Annotated in this window: 19 protein-coding genes; 9 read left to right on the top strand and 10 right to left on the bottom strand. The window is 50.9% G+C overall.

From position 1 onward, the window contains the following. The first annotated feature begins 138 nt into the window (after positions 1 to 138). Positions 139 to 1,308, top strand: a complete 1,170-nt coding sequence (locus E0L21_RS15775; protein ID WP_131411106.1) for a hypothetical protein — start codon at positions 139 to 141, stop codon at positions 1,306 to 1,308. Here the strand turns inward: E0L21_RS15775 and E0L21_RS15770 are convergent. The 3 genes from E0L21_RS15770 to lysC all read right to left on the bottom strand — a co-directional run bounded on the left by E0L21_RS15770 (position 1,305) and on the right by lysC (position 4,530). After that, positions 1,305 to 2,603 carry a glycoside hydrolase family 10 protein gene (locus tag E0L21_RS15770; RefSeq protein WP_131411104.1) on the bottom strand — a complete coding sequence of 433 codons (1,299 nt, stop codon included), beginning with the start codon at positions 2,601 to 2,603 and terminating at the stop codon, positions 1,305 to 1,307. The genes E0L21_RS15775 and E0L21_RS15770 overlap by 4 nt on opposite strands. 7 nt (positions 2,604 to 2,610) lie before the next feature. Then, on the bottom strand, positions 2,611 to 2,898 hold the full coding sequence (locus E0L21_RS15765; protein WP_131411102.1) for a VF530 family protein: 288 nt from the start codon (positions 2,896 to 2,898) through the stop codon (positions 2,611 to 2,613). A gap of 270 nt (positions 2,899 to 3,168) precedes the next feature. Next, entirely contained in the window at positions 3,169 to 4,530 is a 1,362-nt protein-coding gene (lysC, locus tag E0L21_RS15755) for a lysine-sensitive aspartokinase 3 (protein WP_131411100.1), read from the bottom strand. A 639-nt stretch (positions 4,531 to 5,169) separates the two neighbouring features. Between lysC and E0L21_RS15750 the strand changes: the two genes are divergently transcribed. Both E0L21_RS15750 and E0L21_RS15745 read left to right on the top strand, forming a co-directional pair. Continuing rightward, entirely contained in the window at positions 5,170 to 6,555 is a 1,386-nt protein-coding gene (locus E0L21_RS15750) for a diaminobutyrate--2-oxoglutarate transaminase (protein ID WP_131411098.1), read from the top strand. A gap of 17 nt (positions 6,556 to 6,572) precedes the next feature. After that, on the top strand, positions 6,573 to 8,036 hold the full coding sequence (locus E0L21_RS15745) for a pyridoxal phosphate-dependent decarboxylase family protein (RefSeq protein ID WP_131411096.1): 1,464 nt from the start codon (positions 6,573 to 6,575) through the stop codon (positions 8,034 to 8,036). A 78-nt stretch (positions 8,037 to 8,114) separates the two neighbouring features. On the opposite strand, the gene E0L21_RS15740 is transcribed toward E0L21_RS15745, so the two are convergent. The 5 genes from E0L21_RS15740 to E0L21_RS15720 are packed head-to-tail and all read right to left on the bottom strand — an operon-like array spanning position 8,115 to position 11,169. Then, positions 8,115 to 8,342, bottom strand: coding sequence for a helix-turn-helix domain-containing protein (locus tag E0L21_RS15740; protein ID WP_131411094.1), 228 nt, complete (start codon positions 8,340 to 8,342; stop codon positions 8,115 to 8,117). 2 nt (positions 8,343 to 8,344) lie between these two features. Next, positions 8,345 to 8,878 (bottom strand): DUF2975 domain-containing protein, encoded by a 534-nt coding sequence (locus tag E0L21_RS15735; protein WP_131411092.1) that lies wholly within the window; start codon positions 8,876 to 8,878, stop codon positions 8,345 to 8,347. Positions 8,879 to 8,903: 25 nt separating this feature from the next. Further along, positions 8,904 to 9,251, bottom strand: a complete 348-nt coding sequence (locus E0L21_RS15730) for a hypothetical protein (protein ID WP_131411090.1) — start codon at positions 9,249 to 9,251, stop codon at positions 8,904 to 8,906. Further along, a complete protein-coding gene (locus E0L21_RS15725) occupies positions 9,238 to 10,353 on the bottom strand; it encodes a serine hydrolase domain-containing protein (RefSeq protein WP_131411088.1) in 1,116 nt (371 codons plus the stop codon). The genes E0L21_RS15730 and E0L21_RS15725 overlap by 14 nt, the downstream gene beginning before the upstream one ends. A 9-nt stretch (positions 10,354 to 10,362) precedes the next feature. Continuing rightward, positions 10,363 to 11,169: a MipA/OmpV family protein gene (locus E0L21_RS15720; protein ID WP_131411086.1), complete on the bottom strand. Its 807-nt coding sequence runs from the start codon at positions 11,167 to 11,169 to the stop codon at positions 10,363 to 10,365. Between the two features lie 429 nt (positions 11,170 to 11,598). Here E0L21_RS15720 and E0L21_RS15715 point away from each other — a divergent pair, with 429 nt between their 5' ends. Genes E0L21_RS15715 through E0L21_RS15705 form a run of 3 tightly spaced genes read left to right on the top strand, consistent with a single transcriptional unit; the run spans position 11,599 to position 14,723 of the window. After that, complete coding sequence (locus E0L21_RS15715) at positions 11,599 to 12,102, top strand: SMI1/KNR4 family protein (RefSeq protein ID WP_131411084.1); 504 nt, start codon at positions 11,599 to 11,601, stop codon at positions 12,100 to 12,102. A 37-nt stretch (positions 12,103 to 12,139) separates the two neighbouring features. Then, positions 12,140 to 13,678 (top strand): hypothetical protein, encoded by a 1,539-nt coding sequence (locus E0L21_RS15710; protein ID WP_131411082.1) that lies wholly within the window; start codon positions 12,140 to 12,142, stop codon positions 13,676 to 13,678. 10 nt (positions 13,679 to 13,688) lie between these two features. Then, entirely contained in the window at positions 13,689 to 14,723 is a 1,035-nt protein-coding gene (locus E0L21_RS15705) for a coiled-coil domain-containing protein (RefSeq protein WP_131411080.1), read from the top strand. A gap of 356 nt (positions 14,724 to 15,079) precedes the next feature. Here E0L21_RS15705 and E0L21_RS15700 read toward each other — a convergent pair whose 3' ends face one another. Next, positions 15,080 to 15,460, bottom strand: a complete 381-nt coding sequence (locus tag E0L21_RS15700) for a nuclear transport factor 2 family protein (RefSeq protein WP_131411078.1) — start codon at positions 15,458 to 15,460, stop codon at positions 15,080 to 15,082. A 151-nt stretch (positions 15,461 to 15,611) separates the two neighbouring features. On the opposite strand from E0L21_RS15700, the gene E0L21_RS25020 reads away from it, so the two are divergent. Further along, complete coding sequence (locus E0L21_RS25020; protein WP_165501921.1) at positions 15,612 to 16,577, top strand: hypothetical protein; 966 nt, start codon at positions 15,612 to 15,614, stop codon at positions 16,575 to 16,577. 7 nt (positions 16,578 to 16,584) lie between these two features. Then, a complete protein-coding gene (locus E0L21_RS15690) occupies positions 16,585 to 17,190 on the top strand; it encodes a hypothetical protein (protein ID WP_131411076.1) in 606 nt (201 codons plus the stop codon). 25 nt (positions 17,191 to 17,215) lie between these two features. Here E0L21_RS15690 and E0L21_RS15685 read toward each other — a convergent pair whose 3' ends face one another. Continuing rightward, positions 17,216 to 18,139, bottom strand: a complete 924-nt coding sequence (locus tag E0L21_RS15685; RefSeq protein WP_131411074.1) for a LysR family transcriptional regulator — start codon at positions 18,137 to 18,139, stop codon at positions 17,216 to 17,218. 130 nt (positions 18,140 to 18,269) lie between these two features. Between E0L21_RS15685 and E0L21_RS15680 the strand changes: the two genes are divergently transcribed. Then, a complete protein-coding gene (locus tag E0L21_RS15680; RefSeq protein ID WP_131411072.1) occupies positions 18,270 to 19,679 on the top strand; it encodes an MFS transporter in 1,410 nt (469 codons plus the stop codon). Positions 19,680 to 19,775: the final 96 nt, after the last annotated feature.

Raw genomic sequence — 19,775 nt, 5'->3', positions numbered from 1 at the left:
TGACTAGAGGTTTTTTAATAGCTCTCTGTTAACCAAGAACAGGAATAATTTAGTAGGAAAGGATTGTTTTTGCTTTCGAATAATGAGTATTATTGAGAACTTTCTCTAGAAATCATGTTTCTGGTAAGGATAACAGACATGCTTAGATATATTAAAGAATTCGCGTATCTTTTCAAAGACAGCAGGAAAGTTATTAATGTTGACGTTTTTGAATGGAACTTGAAGCATATTACGTTAAAAAAATTACCCAATCATGCGAAATGGGATGATTTTGCGATACCACATCCGCCACTCGAATTTACCCTATGGCAATTGGCTCACGCCGTAGTAAAAACAGATTTCCTTATTCAGCGCAATTATAGCTTTCATAGCCTGGGACTTATCTTGTCTGCTCATGAACTGATTAAATTGGCAAAAAATGATAATCTGAGGCTCGTTGATGACATTGATACAGTTGTCAATGATGTGACATTAACAAGCCTAATAGGACGGCTGGGGCAAGGCATATCTTTACTACTGAGTTATAAATTAGGTTACATTTTCGTGGGGCATCTGGCTTCCGATGTTCAAGTGAAGGCTCATATAGCTGCTTTGCCTGATTCTATGAAGAGAGTGAAAATAGCGGATTTTTTATTTGAGAACAGTAATAAACAAAGAGTTATTTTTGAATCTAAAAGCTCATACGCGTTGCAGATTAATGACCCCTCTGAGATTAAATCGTCGTTAAAACGAGCTTTAGATAAACAGGTAGATCCCTGGCTGAACAGTCCCACAACTAATATCAATAATGGTTATGCGATGCATTCTGCCCTACGTGGTGAAAAGCAGCCCGTTAATAGCGCGATCATTTATGTCGATCCGCCAGGGGGAAATACAGGTTACGAAATTGAGTTTTCAGCCGAATGGGTAAAAGTTAGGAATTATGCAGCATGGTTCAAGTTTGCTAATCTTTTCACGCTTGCTGATAAATTAATGAACGGTGGCGAAAGCCATTTGCAACAATATTCCTTCAGAGTCGAGCAGTTTTTTGGGGGGGAGTTTGTTATATTAAACAGACATAAAAATAAATATGAAAACGCAATTATTGTGGGCATTGATTTGCAGTTAATGCGGGCAATTGAGAAATATTTTGCTGATGAAAAAAACGATTTCATTAACTATGCCGGAATAGATAGTTATCGGATATTCATGGAGAGCATTGCATATCAAGCATTCAACTACAGCGTGTTCCCCGACGGTACGTTAATTGGAGAATCTGAGTACGAGAACCCCCGGGGAAACTATCAAAAATTTTTCCTTCCTGCTTAACCGCCCCAGCGGCTCTTCAAATAATTCACCGCCTGCTGAGTTTGCGGCTGTTCCAGATAACTTTCGCGGAACAAAATCGTGCCGTTAATTTGCGGCAGCGATTCGTTTAAATCGAGCTGTTTTTTCAGCTCAGGCACGCCGCTGTTGACTGTCCAGTCGGGCTCATTCTTCGAATATTCCCCCACCTTATACAGTGCCACGCCAATGTAGAGACGCGTTTTTGTCGGTTTCACGACATCCGCCCACCATTTTGCCAGCACATCGTAACGCGCCGCATCGCGCGCGAATGGCCAGTAGATTTGCGGGGCAATGTAATCCAGTAACCCTTGTTGCACCCAGCGGCGCGTGTCGGCAAACGACTCGTCATACGCTGCTGCGCCACGCGTGTCCGAACCGGCGGTATCGAATGAGCGGTTACGCCAGACTCCTGCCGGGCTCACGCCGAATTCTACATTAGGATTGAGTTGTCGAATGGTGCGTGAAACCTGCTCAATCAATTGCTGAGTATTGTTGCGCCGCCAGTCGGCTTTTGAACTAAACGCCTGGCCATATTGCCGGTATGTCTGGCTGTCATTCAGCGCAGAACCGGGGGTTTCCGAGTAGAAATAGTCGTCAAACTGCACGCCATCGACCGGGTAGCGTGCCACCACTTCGGCAACGATGCTGGTTATCCAGTCGCGCACTTCCGGAATGCCGGGATCGAGCACAAAACGGTCGCCCGCCGTGCGGATCCAGTCGTGATGCAGCACAAAAATGCTGGCCGGATGCAGGGATAATGTGCGGTTGAGCTCCGCCGTGGTCGATGGTTTGGTATTGACCGAAACGCGGTAGGGGTTAAACCACGCATGCACTTTCATGCCGCGTTTGTGCGCTTCATCAAGAATAAATTGCAGCGGATCGTAACCCGGATCCTGCCCAATCGTGCCGGTCAGCATATCTGACCAGGGTAAAATCTTCGACGGCCACAGCGCGGTGCCATCGGGTTTGACCTGGAAAAAGACGGTATTGATGCCGAGGTTTTTCAGCTTATCCAGCTTGTTTCTCAGCGCTTCCTGCTGCTGGCTAACACGTAACGAGGCACTCAGGTTGACCGAATTTACCGGCGGCCAGTCGAGACGCGACACTGTCGCCAGCCAGATGCCGCGCACCGGTTGTGTATTTTTTGCCGGCGTCGTTGCGAGCGGTTGTTTTGCCACCGGCGGCAACGGTGTGACGAGTGATTTCGGCGCTTTTGAGGCGCAACTGGCGAGTAAAAGCGCAGTGGCAATAAGCACGGCTGACTTTTGTAGTGACATCTGAAAATTAGCTCTTAGGCGTTCGACCGCTAGTCCACGGGTTAAACGCAGGTTCGTCTGATTTGGCCGGGGCGTTCTCTTCCAGTGATTCGAGATACAGCGCCTCGACTTCCGCGCGCGCCCAGGGCGTGCGTCGTAAAAATTTCAAACTGGATTTAACGCTTGGATCGTTCTTAAAGCAATTGATATTGATGCGTTTGCCGAGTTCGGTCCAACCGTAGCGGGCGACCAGCGCGTTAACTTGCATTTCAAGCGTCACGCCGTGCAAAGGATCTTTTGAAATATGAGCGGCCATGGGAAGTCCAGTTTTCGGAAAGAGTTGCGCGGAAGGTTACAAGAAAGCCCGCTGAGCGTCACGGGCTTTGCGCTGCTAAACGTTACAGCCCAAACAGGCAAGGGCGACTTTTTCCGGATCACGGCTGTTTCGGCCATCTTCAGCAAGACGACTTTCAGCGTAGCGGCGTCACGAGTAAAAGGAGGAAGCGGTGGGCGAGTGCTTGTGAGAGGCTTTCTGGGTTAAGTGCTGGCAGAAACTCTGCCAGCACTTACCTGTTCCTACGCGTCGTTATTCTAATAAGTGACGGTGTAACGCTTTTACCGCACTGTCGGCGGATTCCGCAGGAAGCAGGAAACAGAGATTATGGCTGGAAGCGCCATGGCAAATCATCCGCACGGCATGGCTTTCCAGCCTGGCGAAAACCTCTTTGCACATCGCCGGAGCCTGCGAGAGTGCGTTACCAATAAGCGAAACTAACGCCAGCCCGGTCTCGATTTCGACATGGCAGTGCGATGACAGCTCGGTAAGCAGCGAGGTCGTTAGCGTGTCCGCTTCACCGGACGTTGAGCCGGTAGAGTTGAGGATAAGCGCAATGCTGGCTTCCGAGGTGGTCACCAGATCCATGGCGACGTCATGACGCGACAAAATGCCAAACATCTGTGCCAAAAAACGGTGTGCAGGCTGCCCATCCACGCTGGATAATTTTAATAGCGTTTGCTGACGCCGAATGGCCAGCGCACGGTAACGCGGCGGTTCATGCGTGTCGCGGCATACCAGCGTTCCGCCCGCGCGCGGCTGGGCGCTTGAGCCGACAAAAACCGGAATGTTTTTACGCATCGCCGGGAGCAAGGTTGCGGGATGCAGCACTTTCGCGCCAAAGGTCGCCATTTCACTGGCTTCCGAAAATGAGAGCGTGTCAATGCGCTTCGCCTGGGCGACGATTCTGGGATCGGTAGTATAAATCCCGGCGACATCGGTCCAGATATCCACGCGCGCTGCTTGCAGCGCTTCCGCCAGCAATGAGGCGGTGTAATCGCTACCGCCACGGCCAAGCGTGGTGGTTTGTCCCGCCGCGTCGCTGCCAATAAAGCCCTGAGTGACCACCAATGACTGCGCAATGCGCGGGCGCAAATGCTTTTCCACCCGTTCTGCAATCTCGCTGACTATCGGTACTGCGCAGCCGAAAGTGTCGTTTGTGCGAATGACTTTGCGCGCGTCAAACCACTGCGTTTCCACTTCGTGTTCGCGCAAGACCTCCACAAACAGCAAGGAAGACATCAGCTCCCCGTGGCTCACCAGCTCATCGCACAGCGCGTCTGACCGGGAGTCAGCGGACATGGCCGCAAGGTGGCTGATATTGTCGAGCAGGCGGTCGATCTCCTGGCCGATGGCTTCTGGCTGTTTCAGATGTGAAATAATGTTGTATTGCAGGGTGCGCAGGGTGTCGATCTTATCTTGTCGAACGCTGCTTTCCTGACCGCCAGAGAGTTCGACTAACAGGTTGGTGACGCCAGCGGAGGCAGACAAAACAACCAGACGAACATCTTTATCAGCAAGGACAATAGTGGCACTGCGGCTCATCGCGTCAAAATCGGCGACACTGGTTCCGCCAAATTTGGCAACGATGGTGTGTGGATAAATGCGAGTCATAACAATCTCATATCAGGGCGCCATCATTTTAATGGCATGAAAATTTTCATTCTCGGCATAAGGGAAGGATGCTTCGCCTTACGAAATGTCCGCCCGCGAACATTTCTTTTTACAACCCAGGATTCTGCTCCCGTTGTCGATAACCTGTATTGCCTCTCACGAGTTACCGGGTGTGATGCGCATTAATGGCTAAATAGATGCTTCCTTTTTTCGGCTTAGAGATTTTTATCGCGGGCATAGTAAGTGATTTAACTCGCTGAATCGATATTTTCCTCAGCATTTGCAATAAACCAATGGAAAATATCATGATTTATTCAGCAGTTGCTGGCGAAGTTTGGCTTAAATAACGTTCTAATAACATAAAAAGAGCACAAATATTAAAAAGGGAGTCTTATCATGGCGTTGTTCACGAGGTAGCCTGGAATATTCTTGTAACAGAATTGGTTACAATTGATGCTGAACAACCCCCACGCAAAAATATTTTTTGTCATTGATTTTTAAAGAAAATGACATAAATGACCTGACAAAATAAAAGATTGAGTCCGCTGCTGAAAACACATATATTAGCCGCGTTTTTTACAAGCCCCCTTAAACCCTTATTCAACCCGGTGTTAAAACAACCCAGGTTGTAGGAGAGATATGATGACGGATAAAGTCCGTATTGATTCTTTGAGTGCTAATTCATTCCCGCAAAGCAATGAGACCTTCTTAGCAAGACAGGCTGAATTTGAATCCAATGTCAGAAGCTATCCGCGTAAATTGCCGTTAGCGATTGCCAAAGCGCAGGGCGTCTGGATCACCGATGTTGAGAATAATCAATACCTTGACTGCCTTGCAGGTGCCGGGACTCTGGCGCTGGGCCATAATCATCCTGATGTGATTCAAAGCATCCAAAGTGTCATTACCAGTGGCTTACCGTTACATACGCTCGACCTGACCACGCCGTTAAAAGATGAGTTTTCAGAATATCTGCTCTCTTTGCTGCCGGGTCAGGGCAAAGAATATTGCCTGCAGTTCACCGGGCCTTCCGGCGCGGACGCCGTAGAAGCGGCGCTGAAGCTGGCGAAAAAAGTGACCGGTCGTTCCGGTATTATCAGCTTCTCTGGCGGTTATCACGGCATGACGCACGGCGCGCTCTCCGTAACGGGCAACCTGTCGCCGAAAGAAGCGGTGAACGGCATGATGCCGGAAGTGCAGTTTATGCCTTACCCGCACCAGTATCGTTGCCCGCTGGGCATCGGCGGCGAAGCCGGTGTGAAAGCGCTGACCTACTACTTTGAAAACCTGATCAACGACGTTGAAAGCGGCGTGCGTAAACCGGCTGCGGTGATCCTGGAAGCGGTGCAGGGCGAAGGCGGTGTGAACCCGGCGCCAGTCGAGTGGCTGCAGCGCATCCGTAAAGTGACCCAGGAACACGGTATTCTGCTGATCCTGGACGAAGTGCAGGCTGGTTTCGCTCGTACTGGCAAGCTGTTCGCCTTCGAACACGCGGGTATTGAGCCAGACATTATTGTGATGTCCAAAGCGGTCGGTGGCGGTTTGCCGCTGGCGGTATTGGGCATCAAAAAACAGTTCGACGCCTGGGCACCGGGTCACCACACTGGCACCTTCCGTGGCAACCAGTTGGCAATGGCGACGGGCCTCACAACGCTGAAGATCCTCAAAGAAGATCGCATCGCCGATAAAGTGGCAGAGCAGGGCGAATGGCTGAAAGGCAAACTGGCAGAAATGCAAAAACGTTTCCCGGTCATTGGTCATGTTCGTGGCCTGGGCCTGATGATCGGTATTGAGATCGTTAAGCCACAGGAAGCCCAGGATCATATGGGCTGCTACCCGGCAGACGGCGAACTTTCTGCACTGTTGCAGAAAAAATGCTTCGAATCGGGTCTGATCCTTGAGCGCGGTGGCCGTGGCGGTTGCGTACTCCGTCTGCTGCCTTCGCTGCTGATCAGCAACGCAGAGCTGGAAATTTTCCTCGATAAATTTGAAAACGCGCTGCTGAGCGCTGGCGTGAAGCCTGTTTAATCGGAGTAAGTGAGCGAATGTCTGATTTAAATCCGATTCTCTCGGGTTCCGCGCAGAGTATTGCTGCCTATCAGGAAGCGATTGAGCAGAGCACGCAAGCGGTTGTGCAGTGGCTCAAGCAACCTGAAATGTATCAGGGCAAAACTGTCGCGGAATTACGTGAGCGCATCAATTTAGAGTTCACGTCTCAGGGCCTGGGTAACCAGGCCGCTATTGAACGCGCCGTTGAGTATTTCCTCAAAGACAGTCTGTCCGTGCATCACCCGCAATGTGTGGCGCATCTGCACTGCCCGAGCCTGGTGATTAGCCAGGCGGCGGAAGTGCTGATCAACGCCACGAATCAGAGCATGGATTCATGGGATCAGAGTCCGTCAGCGACCATTATCGAGATGAAACTTATCGCGTGGTTGCGTGAGCAGGTGGGTTACCCGGCCGGAGACGCTGGCGTATTCACCAGCGGCGGTACGCAGAGTAACCTGATGGGTTTGATGCTGGCGCGCGATGCCTTTTTTGCTCGCCAGGGCCACTCCGTTCAGCAGCACGGCTTAACCGGTAATCTCAGCAAAATTAAAGTGTTATGTTCTGAAAATGCGCACTTTTCTGTGCAGAAGAACATGGCGCTGATGGGGCTGGGTTACCAGTCCGTCACGCTGGTGAAAACGGATGCGTTCTCGCGTATGGATCTTAACGATCTGGCGCAGAAACTGGCCGAGGCGAAAGCCAATGGTGAGCAGGTGATGGCCATTGTTGCCACCGCCGGCACCACCGATGCCGGCGCAATTGATCCGTTAGCGGAAATCGCCGCGCTGGCTGCCGAACAGCAGATTTGGGTTCACGTTGATGCGGCCTGGGGCGGCGCGTTACTGCTCTCTGAGAAGTATCGCCATTTCCTCAATGGCCTTGAGCTTGCTGATTCCGTAACGCTGGATTTCCATAAGCAATTCTTCCAGACCATCAGCTGTGGCGCGTTCCTGCTGAAAGATGCGCACCACTACCAGTTGATGCGTTACCAGGCGGCCTACCTGAACTCTGACTTTGACGAAGAGCAGGGCGTACCAAACCTGGTGTCGAAATCATTGCAAACGACGCGCCGTTTCGATGCGCTGAAGTTGTGGATGGGTCTTGAGGCGCTGGGTAAAAAGCAGTACGCCGAAATTATTGATAATGGCGTTACGCTGGCGCAGCAGGTGGCGCAGTTTGTTGCTGAGCAACCGCAGCTGGAACTGGTAATGCAGCCGCAACTGGCCAGCGTGCTGTTCCGTTTCCGCCCGCAAAATGGTGATACGGCAAGTGTTGCGTTGCTGAACCAGCGTATCGGCGATGCGCTGTTGGCCTCCGGGAGCGCCAACGTTGGCGTAACGGAAGCTGACGGGGTGACATGCCTGAAGCTGACGTTGCTGAACCCGACGGTTTGCCTGGGGGACGTCAAAGTTCTGCTGGCAAGCGTGGTTGCCTGTGGACAGCAGTTACAGAACGCCTGATTCACGGTGTAAATAAAAAAAGCCGACAGCAGCGATGTTGTCGGCTTTTTTATTGTCTGCAAAACGCTTATCTGTTCGTCACTCTTCGTCTGGCGTAACGGGGTCGGGTTCCCAGGAGATAATGTCGCCGGGCTGACACTCCATGGCTTCGCAAATTTTAGCCAGCGTATCGAATCGAATACCTTTTACTTTGCCGGACTTGAGCAGCGAGAGGTTTTGCTCGGTGATACCGATAAAGGCCGCCAGCGCTCTGGACGTCATTTTTTTCTCTACCAGCAGTTTGTCCAGATGAACCACCACAGCCATAGTTAAATAAACTCCCTGGTTTCTTCTTCCGCTTTGATCCCCGCGAGCATGGCGTGAAACGTCACAAATAACAAGCCGCCGGTGAGCAACAGAATCACATCACCAATCAGCACGGTGACCTGATAATATTTTTCTGGCCACCAGACGACCAGCGGTATTAAAAAGCGGCACACCGGCAATACGAAGCCAAGGCTTAGCATCATCAATGCAATATTACGCACACAACGCGCCAGCGCCAGGTTGAGGATTTGCCGTTTACCGACCAGGCGCATCACTTGTATTCCCTGCCAGATAGCAAAAGCAAACAACCCAACGGGGAAATAGAGAATAATTAATAGCAGTAACTGGTGAAGCGGTGATACGGAAGTCACTGGCAGGCTTTCTGGTTGCATATCGGCAAATTTAAGCATGCTGGAAATAAAAAACGACTCACCGGAAAAATATAACCACAGGGGTGTAATTAAGGCGAGGATGAAAAAGAGCGGTAATATCCCTGAGATAAACACCAGGCTGAGTTTATTTCCTATACCTTTCACTTTGTACCTTCCTGAATTAAGGATTCTATTTTAAAACCAGCATGCTCAAGCATGACATAAGCATCAATGAAATGGCAATCTTGCCAGCCGCCAGCACGCGCGGGGTGCGCGTTAACCAGGGCTCTGGCCACGCGCGATAAATACTGATGGCCATAAACGAAGCCTGAACGGTCCATGTCAGCATTCTGAACAGGTAACCTGTCATGGTCAGATGTGTGATTGTCTGCATCATCTCGGCACAATAAATGACAATCAAAGCCAGCATGATGTAGTTCAACAACCGTATTTTGTAACGTGCGACCCATGAGCCGCAAATAAACAGAATGACCGAGACAAAGGTTAATATCGCCCACAATATGTCAATCCAGTTCATGATGAACGTCCGTTTTAGCCGGTGTCTGTGTTAATAACAGGCGCATTGCCGGGCCAATAACGGGCCACGCCGTATCTGAGAGGATCACCACTGCGGATTGTTGCTGTGGATCGACCGCAATGGCTGAGGCAAAACCGGAGGATTCACCGTCGTGCCAGGTGATGTCCCGCCCACGAATACGGGTGGTAAACCAGGCGTAACCCACGCGTGAATCTGCATCGTCGGTAGCAAACCGTGGCGGCATTGCCGCGCTACCGGCAAGTTTGCCCGCCAGTAAGGCCTGAGCATAATGTGCCATATCGACGATGGTTGAACGCACACCGGCAGCCGGTGTGAACGCGCGCTGTATCCATGGCGCTTCGGCAAACCCGGACACCGCCCAACCGTGGCGAAATGTGGGCGTGTCGGGGGTTAACGCGTCGGCAACGGCAGTGTTTGCCATTTTCGTTGGTGCAAAAACCCGCGTTTGCAATAGCGTATTAAAAGGTTGATGCGCAGCTCGCGATAGCGCCAGGCCCAGCAAGGCGTAGCCGGTGTTGGAATAATCAAACCTGGCGGGGGAGGCTAAGTGGGAGTTATTCACCATTTCGATGACTGATTTTTCGTCATACTCCCAGAAGTTTTCACGCAGGATTATCTGGCTGATCACCCGGATCTTCTGGCGCAGCGATGAGGCTAACGGCGGCAGGCCAGCGCGATGGGATGCCAGTTGCTCAAGGGTAATTTCTCGCGCCGGGCCGCTGATTTCCGGAATAAGATCGCCGACGCGGGTTTGCGCTGTCGCTTCACCCCGGCGAAATGCTTCCATCAGTAAACTGCTGGTCATGGTTTTGGTCAGAGTGGCGATTTCATATTGTCGGTTGTAATCACTGTCCCAGAGTGCGTATTGAATCCCGCTCGGTGTAATTAGCGCGGCGGCGACGCTGCCTCGCGTTCCTTTCAGTAATGGCGTTAAAAACGACACCAAACTGGCATCTCCCGTCTGCCGAGCAGATGGAGTGCTAAAGCCGGGTTGCAGGTAAATGCCTGCGGCAATCAGTGTAATAAACACCGCGCCCGCAGCGAGCAGACGAGCTCGACTGCGAAAGTGACATTTGCTCATGGCGCCGCCTCAGAATGTGTACTGGATCAGTGACAACAGGGTGTACTGCATCCGGCTGTTCACCAGTGGGCTACTCCCGGCTTCATCGAACAGGTACTGCGCGCGGCTGGTCAATCCTGCTGCCAGGTTTTTATCGAACTGCCACACCAGTTCGGCATACAAGCCACCTTGCTGGAGGCCTGATGACGGGGAATAAACTTCAAAATCGGTGCGTTGTGCCTGGCGCGCCGTCACGCCGTAGTGGCGCTGTTGGTAACCCCTGTTCGCCCAACTTATATCACCGCCGACCGAGAGTGTTGCACTCTGCCAGCGCCAGAGTTGGGCTTCCGCGCCGCTCGTGACGATCATACTTCTGCCCGGCGCTTCGCCGCCATAATGCTGCTTTTCAGTGGCGGTTAACAGGCGCAGCCACAACGTCCAGTTCTCTTGTTGGTAGCGCAGATCTGCACCCGTCATCACCGCTGCTGACAGGTTCCCCATCCCTTGCAGATCGCGGTTTTTCCTGCCAGAAAATGGGTAGTTAAACACCTCTTTTCGCGCCTCATCTTGCGTTAACAACAGGCTTACGCTGAAAGGCGAGTCCGGTATCAGTCCCCATATCAGCCCGTCGGTAGATAGACCGAACAGCCCCCAGTTTTCGCTATGAATATTCACGCCCGCTTTCAACAGTGGTCCCACTGCCGTGTGGTTCGAACCTGAGTAAATGGGACGAGCGCTGACGCCCAGCCCGGCAAAACCAGAAAACTCCGCGCTGTGTGTTGGCGCACAGATGAGTAATACAGAGTACAAAACACCCTGTTGCAGACTTCTTTTCATTCGATGCCTCTCCTGGCAAAGGTGGTTGAAGTGGATGCAGGCTAGCCTGGAGTTTATCGATTTACAATAAGTTTTTATTGTTTTATTTTAATTATCATCGAGGGTAAAAAGGTGGTTTGGCAAAGAAGCGATGTCAGGGAGGCAGGATGGACAGGTTCACAGGTAAGAAAATCATCATTACTTTTCTTAAATAATGGTGCGGAGGATTTATGCGTTTTACGGTTTGAAAATTCGCTTTCCCGGGACATCGTTGTTGGTGGTCCATGGAACGAGACGGTTTTCAGCAAATCCTTTTTCAGGATGGCTGACATCAGATGTCAGTCCGCTGTGATTAACTCATTTTCAGACAGTTTTGCGCGTAAAAATATCACTTAAGTCTCTGGCGAATATGCCGTTAATAAATGGATGGATTTAAAAGGAGCGGAAACAATGAAGCAACAATGGACAAAGCTGGAAGCCATTCTGCAAGACGCCGACCCTGCTTTATTAGCCGATCTCGCCCCACCGGCAACGGACGCGGAGATTGCGACTTTAGAGCAGGCGTTGGGTATGAGTTTGCCTACCGATTTTGTGGCCTGCCTGAAAATTCACAACGGGCAACACGGTCACAGCCACGGGCTGTTTGATGACTCAGAGTTTTTATCCACCTCGCGGATTTTACAGGAATGGCGCATCTGGAAAGGGTTGCTTGATGGCGGCGACTTCGAAGGCGCTGAGTCGAGTCCACAAAGCGGCATTCGCCCGGTATGGTGGAGCCCCGCCTGGATTCCTTTCACTTATAACGGGGCGGGCGATCATCTTTGCCTGGATCTCGATCCGATAGGAGAGGGCGCGCGAGGTCAGATTATCACGCTCTGGCACGACGACGGCGCGCGTGAAAAACAAGCGGACAGTTTTGCACAGTGGTTCACGCAATATGTGGATCAGCGGTAGACCTTTTTAACATCGGCTCGATCAGGCTGGAGGATAAATGGATTTAACATACGAAGAATTAAAACAGCAGCGCCTGCAAAAACTCTTTGATGATTGTCAGCAGCAAGTATTGTCACAAATTATCGGCCCCTTTGGGCTTTCAACGGCCATGTTTGAAGATCGCAACGGCGGCAATGTGTCGACGCTGCATAACTTCGAACGCGAAGAGGCCGATTACATCGCCGATAAAGATATCTCCAGCCATGCGAAATCGCGCCAGGACTACCAGCGCGAAGAGTATGAAAGCCGTGATTTTACGCAAAAAAGCCAGCAGCTTCGTGCAGGCGGCGTTGATGGTTATACCGGTAAAGCGACCGATGCTGCGGATATGGATCTCGATCATGTCACCTCACTCAAGACGCTGTCGAAAAATAAGAAAGTGCATCTTGCCCTGGAAACCGGGGACAGCGTTGAAAAAGTCGTGAAAATGGCAAATGCCGATGAAAATCTGGTGACCACACACAAATCGATAAACCGTTCTAAAGGTGCCGGTGAACTCGACTCCTTCGCAGAAAAAAATGGCGAAAGATTCGAACTGGATCCGCAGAAGATTGTAGCGGCGCAGAAGCGCTCGGATGAGCATATTTCGAAAACGCTGAACTCGGCGCTGATGAAAAAGCAGGGCAAAGAGTTATTACAAACCGGCGGCCAACAGGCGCTGCAGATGGGAATGCGCCAGGCGCTGGGGCTGTTACTGACTGAATTGGTCAATGGCCTGTTTAATGAATTCAAAGTGCTTATTCAACATGGTGTTGAAGCGGGCAAAACACTGTTTGAGGAGATCCGCCAGCGCTTAATGCGTGTTATCGCATCCGTAGTAAAAAAGATCCCCGATGCGCTAGGGCAAATGTTCCAGGGGGGCGTGAGTGGTTTTATGAGTAATTTGCTCACCTTTTTGCTGAACAATTTTCTCTCAACTGCAAAACGTTTCGTGACCATGATCCGCGAAGGGCTGTTGGGGCTTTTTCGTGCGTTTAAAATGATTTTCTTCCCACCAGAACATATGACGGCGCAACAGGCGTTGCAGGAAGGGTTGAAGATCCTCACTGCGGTTATCGTGACGTCAGTCGGTATGTTATTAAATGAAAGCATCGCGACGTTTATGGCCACTTTACCGTTCCTGAAACCGTTCGCAGATATGTTAACACCCGTGCTGATTGGTATCGCTACCGGGTTGCTTTCCGCTTTTCTCGCTTATCAAATTGACACGTTTTTCGATCGCTCCCGTTTCTCGCTGAACGAAAAAATGATGGATGAGATGATCGCTGACAGCAAACGACGGGAAGCGTTTGCGGGTGAACTGGTGACGCTTGCAGAGAGTTCTCTGGGCAATATTGAAAATTACTCGAAAGCGGTAACGCAGTATCAGGCCATCGGGGCAAACCTCGCCACCGCCGCGATTTCGACGACGGCAACCCTTGCAAGTCTTGAGCGGACAACTCAAGAAACGGCTGCGCAGGTGGCGAAAAGCGCCGCTGTGGTTGCGTTTATTAATGAAAGCCAGTCTGAAATTGATGATTTTCTGAAAAACCTTTGAGAACAATAAGATGAGTGCGTTAAATAAGCAGGAACTTCAGGTCATTCAGGCCTTTTCATCCGCCGACTTGCCGGAACGTTTCTTTCGTGACAGCAATATTAAAGAATTAATTAGCGGAATGACTGAGGAGCAGAAATCCGTTCAGAAGAGCGCAAAGCATGTGGATCACCTGCGGCAGGAACAGAAGGATGGCAACTTTTTCACTAACTGGTTGAACGATCGTGGCGATCTACTACAGGACGCGCAGATAGATCTCAATAAATCCATTGGTCGTCTGACGCAAAAATCTTCTCAGTTACTGATTGTTAACACCGCTCTTTCTAAGCTGCTGAACCAGCAACAGCAGATTTTATTGAATCAACAAAATATCCTGGAAGACCAGACGCGTTCCCTTGCTGAACAGAATGGTCAGATCCTGAAACAGCAGGTATTGCTGGAAGAACAGCAAAAAGAAATTAACAAGGCCAACCAGGGTCTGATGGATGCCAAAGGAGTTACGCAAGATCAGGCCCAGCAGTTGGTTGGCTGTGTAATACGGGTGACGGAGGCAGAAAATAAAATCGGCGAGGCAAATGCGACGTTACTGGCCGAGCTTGAACAGCGTGTCGCGCGCTCCGAGTCCGATTTTGCACAGCAATTGCAAAGCAGTCTGGCAGAGCAGGGAAGGCGGCATAAAATTCTTGAGCAGGCTATGGCAGAAAACGATGCGGTTCAGCAACAGTATGTTGAGTCAATACAGCAGTCGCTGGCACAAGAACAGCAGTTGTCTCATCAACAATTGCTTGCCGAACTTGAGCAAAATCGCCTGGCGCTGCTTGATTCAGTCAAAACTATCGCAAACCAATGCGATACATTGCAGCAAGAGTTAACTCAGGCTGTGATGCAGCACGTCGACCGCCAGACCAACACGGATAACGCTGTTGCGGCGTTACAAACACAATTTCTCCAGTCACGATTGCGTCACCGTTTTGCGCTGACGGCGATGGCCTGTGTTGTTGGACTTTCTGTCGGCTGGCAAATTATGCAGCACTTTTCGTTGCTCTGAAGCAGGTGCCGGGAATGAACAAACAGCGCAGTAACTCTACGACATAAGGAGATGCTGTACTGCTGCCAACGGTGTCCTTTTCAAACCACAAAGCTGATTACTACTGAGAGGCGGGCAAGAACAGACTGTTCCAGAGGAAGGCCGTGAATCAAAAGTGTGCAGCGGCCTGTGTGCAGGATAGATATCTCAGTTGTGGCAGGGCTTAATCATAATGGTCAGGTCATATTCAATTTAACATAATATACATTATGCGCACTAAGGTGGTGTTAGATAGAATCCAGCGGTTTGCCATCATGATTGCCGTGGTCATTTATCTCTGGTTTTCTTGCCTTAGTGCTTGCCCGCAATTACACCATTCATTCCGCCATGGGCGTTCCCTGATGAAAGCGCATCTGCCATCGGCCTGGTGTTGTTATGCATTCCTCCCACAACGATGTCCGTAATGTTTGCTTCGTCACCTGGCCTTGTTCGTCGAGGATAAAACTTCGATACGTCAACAATGCATAACCGCTGTTGTTCATCGACAATGCAAAATCATCTGATGCGATCGGCTCAGCGGCCTCATTTGCCAGCGCAGCAATCACTTTTTCTCTACTGTATCGTCTACCGGATCGGCCAATCTCAAAAAAATCGTGATGTAAAAACTTCTCGACAACTTCGGGCTGGCATCGAATTTCTGGATGATGAAGCTGCCGTTCATATCTCACCAACATCGCCAGTAATGCATCTTCTTTCATTGTCTTCCTTCCGCCTTGTTTGCATCACACATTTTTGAACGCATCTCTATGTACAAATTTTATTCAGATTATTCTTAATTGCTTACAAAGTTGAGCCCTTTACTCTTAAAATCGTCAACGACATAAGAACATTCGCACATGGAGAGATTGAATGGCATTCCCTGGACAATTCACAAACGACCTCCCCGATTACGGTTTCGCTCGCAGCCTTGGTCTTGCCTCTGGGAGTGACATTGATTTCACAGCGCTTGCCAATCAACTGGACTGTAGCCGAAGTTTCAGCCAGGTTGGCATAATTTATTCAGATGGTTCACACCAGTGGTTAGTCAGACCATCCAGACGGATTGCGACACCGAACGAAAGTTCGGTAAGCCATGTTGTGGTGACAAAAGTCAACGCGTCGTCGAATAATCCGGTTCTGGCAACCACTAATACTATCCAGTCTCCCTCGTTAGCCACTGAGATCGGTTCGACGGCAATTTCCTGCGGCGCCGCGATACTTACTGTCGTGCTGGCTGCGGGCGCAGGTATGGCAATTCCAATTACCGGTGGTTCCTCCATGGCTGTTGCCGCGGTGATTATCGCCGGCGGCGTTGCAACCGGGCTGCAGTGTGCTAATGGGCTTGGTCGGCTCTCTTTAATTGCAATGAATCATGATGATTATGTCGGCTGGCTGGATTCCCAAGAGTGGTACACGGCAACCAACACTGCGTTGGATCTCATTTCACTTGCCGGGGCTGCTGCGGGTTTAAAAAGCGCAGTATTAACCTACCGGCTCCTTAATCGTTCAACATCTGAGAGCCTCCTTTCTTTGTTGCAGAAAATGAGTCGCGCTGACCGGACTCGATTGACGGAAGAAATAATCCGTATCCGAAACCCCGGTATTTCTAATTCGGGTATTAAGGCGGCAATGAAAGCAGGCGTTTATCCTAAACGTTATCCTTCAGAGGCCTTGCAATTAGTCTTGCAACGCGAGTTGATGAATGCCGTTACAAACTCTTCTGCATTTATCGGCAGTGCGGTTTCTGGCACCATTCGAAACCCGCAGAATATAACGCAATCCGGTAAATATATTTTTGGTTTAATTCAATCATTTTCATTTACAGGAAGTAATTGACCCGGCAATGATGAAATATATTAAAAAAAGCCTTGCGTTAAGTAATGTTATCGCAAAGAAAATATCGACAAACGATCCACAACAGCTTGAATTGATAAAGGAGCGACTAAAAAATCGATTCGGTGTGCCTGTCGGTACGCATATGACAGGAATCCCTTTAGGTATCAGTGTGATACTTGCTATTTTTTGCTACGCCATGCCGCAAGCTTCTCTCTGGATGATTATTTTCAATTGGCTATCCATACCTGAATATAAAGTGCTGATCGGCGTTTTCTTTGCAGCGGCTGTTTATTGTGTGCTGATTATGACCACCATGTTGCTTACCGCGCGTGGCTCTCTGGTGGGACTTAAATCTCACCTGTTTGTCATTGCGCTGACGGGCACGGTGGCCATTTTGTATTTTATCTCAGCCTTTTTCTCACTATTATTCGGCGGGGTGGATAATTACACGCCGCAGATAACATCAGTGCTAGGGTTAGCTTTCTTTTTACTGAATGTTAAATGGATAAATTCCTCGCTATTTTATCGGTCAATCGCGCTGTCGTTACATAATCGAGTCTGGCGAAAACAGTTAAAAATAGAGGCGCGGCAAGCGCAAATGCTCAAACGCTAGCGGCATTCATCTGGGGGAAATGCATTCACTTCCCCTTCTCATCTGGTACTAAACGCCGACACACGCCCAGCATAAACTGACGCAGCCAGCGATGCGCAGGATCGACTTCTGAACGCGGGTGCCACAGTTGAGACACGGTAATGGTGCGCGTTTTTACCGGCAGCTCAAACATTGTCACTCCCTGCCTGGTTGCGGGATTGAGAAGAAATGAGGCCGGGATAAGCGCGATAAGATCGGACGCTCGTGCCACGGCTAATGCCGCAGGAAAACCCGGCACCACAGCGGCTATTTTCCTGCGCACGCCCTGCTCTGCCAGCCCTTCATCAACCGGGCCGCTTGATAACCCACGACGCGACGCCACGACATGGCCCCAGGCGACATACTCGTTGATTGTCACCTCATTACGTTGCGCCAGCGGATGTGTATCTCTGACGACGCCAACAAAGCGATCTCTGAACAGCGCCTGCACGCGAATTTCTGGTCCCATTTCGCTTAGCACACCAATTTCCAGATCAACCCGTCCTTCCCGCAAGGCACTGGAGCCTTTCTCCGGCTTTGGCGTAAACCGTAGCATCACGCCTGGCGCTACCGCCGCCATTTCTGCAATCAGCGTGGGACCAAATGCTTCGACAAAACCATCGTTGGCACGCAGGGTAAACATCTGTTCCAGCGAGGCAATATTGAGCTCCGGTTGCGCGGGCCGCAGCAACGCCCGCGCCTCGAAAACGGCGTTCTGCGTGCGTGCCCGAAGCGTTTCTGCATAAGGCGTCAGCACCATATTGCGTCCGGCGCGCACTAAAAGTGGGTCGCCGGTCGTTTCCCGCAGACGGCTGAGTGTTCGGCTCATCGCTGAGGCACTCAGACCAAGCCGCCGTGCAGCTACAGCCACACTGCGTTCGGCGATCAGCACATCCAGTGCAAATAACAAATTCAGATCGGGTTCACTCATCGGTTCGCGTCCACAACAGAAGGATCAGATATGGCGTTTGCTGCAATGTATTAATGCAAATGCTGCGTCTTCCGCCATATATCTCGCGAAATTATAGTTACCGCAAGCACAAAATCAGCAGAGGTTATTTATGACACTTTTTTTGGATAAACCCGGTGATGAGGGATTGCCTGGGCGCGAGCGGTTGCTGGCAATGGTTGCAGTCATGACCAGCACGACGATGGCGGTATTTGATGGCTCGATGGTGAATATCGCCTTGCCGCAAATTGCGCAGGCGTTACATGTAACCTCCGCTGAAGCCGTTTGGGTGGCAAATGGATATCTGCTCTCCGCTGCCATGACGCTGGCAATCTTCGCCGCATTAGCGGCACATATTGGCTTTCGCCGATTATTTGCCGCCGGGCTAGGTCTCTTCACGTTGGCGTCGCTGGGTTGCGCGCTGGCTCAAACGCTTGAAACACTTGTCGCGATGCGTCTCTTACAAGGGATTGGCGGGGCGGCAACACTCAGCATTGCGCCCGCGATTTTGCGCTCTGTCTTTCCTAATCGGTTACTGGGGCGCATTCTCGGCATGAACGCGTTGTTAATCGCTTCCAGCACCGCTATCGCGCCGGTACTGGGCGGTACCCTGCTGGCAACGTTGAGCTGGCAATGGTTATTCGCCATTAACCTTCCTCTGGGTATCCTTGCCCTGCTCTTCACTTTACGGGTGATTCCGGCTGCAACCTCTGCACTGAGCGGAGCATTTGACACGCCGGGGGCACTGCTTTCGGCGATCATGCTGGGATCGATAGTGATGGCATCAAGCGCTATTTCCCGTTCCGGATCAGGATTAACTGCGCTGAGTTATGGATTTATTGGGCTGTTTGCCGGGGTAGGGTTTGTTTTTCGACAACGACAGGCATTGCAGCCGCTGATGCCGCTTGCGCTTTTTGCCTCGCCGCGTTTTTCGCTGGCAGCACTGACATCGCTGGCTTCTTTTATCAGCCAGGGGATTACATTTGTCGCTCTGCCGTTTCTGTTTCAGTGTGTTTATGGTTACAGCGCGTTGACGGCTGCGTTGCTGTTTACCGCCTGGCCTGTTGGTATCATGCTGGTTGCGCCACATGCCGGGCGGCTTGCTGACCGCTACGCACCTTCGGTGATTGCCACCGTCGGTTTGTGTATTTTCGCGGTGGGGCTAATTTTGCTGGCGCAGTTACCCGCTAATCCCCCCGTGTGGGATATCAGCCTGCGCAGCCTGATATGCGGTATTGGGTTCGGCTGTTTTCAGAGCCCGAACAATAAAGAGATGATGGCGAATGCCTCAAGGGAGCACAGCGGTTACGCGTCCGGCGTACTGGCCATTATGCGCACTTTCGGCCAGTGCCTTGGTGCGGCGTTGTTTGGTGGGATCCTGTCGCTCTATGCCCCTTCCGCCAACGCTGTACAGGAAGCTTTTGCTGTCCGGTTTGGTTTAGGGTTGGCTGCCGTGGCGACTCTCCTCGCGATTCTCTTTAGCCTGAGCCGTATGCGGCAGATATCAGCGCAGTCGCTTTAACGAACGCGTTGCGCCAGCCATACGGTATGGCCACCACAGTGTGGATCTTCCTGAACCATGTCGATAACCTCGAAACCGCGATTTGCTAATAACTCG

Origin of the sequence: Kosakonia quasisacchari (assembly GCF_004331415.1) — a bacterium.
GTDB classification, from domain to species: Bacteria; Pseudomonadota; Gammaproteobacteria; order Enterobacterales; family Enterobacteriaceae; genus Kosakonia; species Kosakonia quasisacchari.
Note: the sequence above shows the minus strand (reverse complement) of the source record. Positions and strands in the feature narration are given on the sequence as shown.

Excerpts from the sequence above, each read along its gene's own strand:
- E0L21_RS15680 (WP_131411072.1), top strand. The coding sequence starts at position 18,270 with ATGACACTTTTTTTGGATAAACCCGGTGATGAGGGATTGCCTGGGCGC.
- E0L21_RS15745 (WP_131411096.1), top strand. The coding sequence starts at position 6,573 with ATGTCTGATTTAAATCCGATTCTCTCGGGTTCCGCGCAGAGTATTGCT.
- E0L21_RS15700 (WP_131411078.1), bottom strand. The coding sequence starts at position 15,460 with ATGAAAGAAGATGCATTACTGGCGATGTTGGTGAGATATGAACGGCAG.
- E0L21_RS15730 (WP_131411090.1), bottom strand. The coding sequence starts at position 9,251 with ATGAACTGGATTGACATATTGTGGGCGATATTAACCTTTGTCTCGGTC.
- lysC (WP_131411100.1), bottom strand. The coding sequence starts at position 4,530 with ATGACTCGCATTTATCCACACACCATCGTTGCCAAATTTGGCGGAACC.
- E0L21_RS15720 (WP_131411086.1), bottom strand. The coding sequence starts at position 11,169 with ATGAAAAGAAGTCTGCAACAGGGTGTTTTGTACTCTGTATTACTCATC.
- E0L21_RS15725 (WP_131411088.1), bottom strand. The coding sequence starts at position 10,353 with ATGAGCAAATGTCACTTTCGCAGTCGAGCTCGTCTGCTCGCTGCGGGC.
- E0L21_RS15685 (WP_131411074.1), bottom strand. The coding sequence starts at position 18,139 with ATGAGTGAACCCGATCTGAATTTGTTATTTGCACTGGATGTGCTGATC.
- E0L21_RS15690 (WP_131411076.1), top strand. The coding sequence starts at position 16,585 with ATGATGAAATATATTAAAAAAAGCCTTGCGTTAAGTAATGTTATCGCA.
- E0L21_RS15750 (WP_131411098.1), top strand. The coding sequence starts at position 5,170 with ATGATGACGGATAAAGTCCGTATTGATTCTTTGAGTGCTAATTCATTC.
- E0L21_RS25020 (WP_165501921.1), top strand. The coding sequence starts at position 15,612 with ATGGCATTCCCTGGACAATTCACAAACGACCTCCCCGATTACGGTTTC.
- E0L21_RS15770 (WP_131411104.1), bottom strand. The coding sequence starts at position 2,603 with ATGTCACTACAAAAGTCAGCCGTGCTTATTGCCACTGCGCTTTTACTC.
- E0L21_RS15775 (WP_131411106.1), top strand. The coding sequence starts at position 139 with ATGCTTAGATATATTAAAGAATTCGCGTATCTTTTCAAAGACAGCAGG.
- E0L21_RS15740 (WP_131411094.1), bottom strand. The coding sequence starts at position 8,342 with ATGGCTGTGGTGGTTCATCTGGACAAACTGCTGGTAGAGAAAAAAATG.
- E0L21_RS15765 (WP_131411102.1), bottom strand. The coding sequence starts at position 2,898 with ATGGCCGCTCATATTTCAAAAGATCCTTTGCACGGCGTGACGCTTGAA.
- E0L21_RS15715 (WP_131411084.1), top strand. The coding sequence starts at position 11,599 with ATGAAGCAACAATGGACAAAGCTGGAAGCCATTCTGCAAGACGCCGAC.
- E0L21_RS15710 (WP_131411082.1), top strand. The coding sequence starts at position 12,140 with ATGGATTTAACATACGAAGAATTAAAACAGCAGCGCCTGCAAAAACTC.
- E0L21_RS15705 (WP_131411080.1), top strand. The coding sequence starts at position 13,689 with ATGAGTGCGTTAAATAAGCAGGAACTTCAGGTCATTCAGGCCTTTTCA.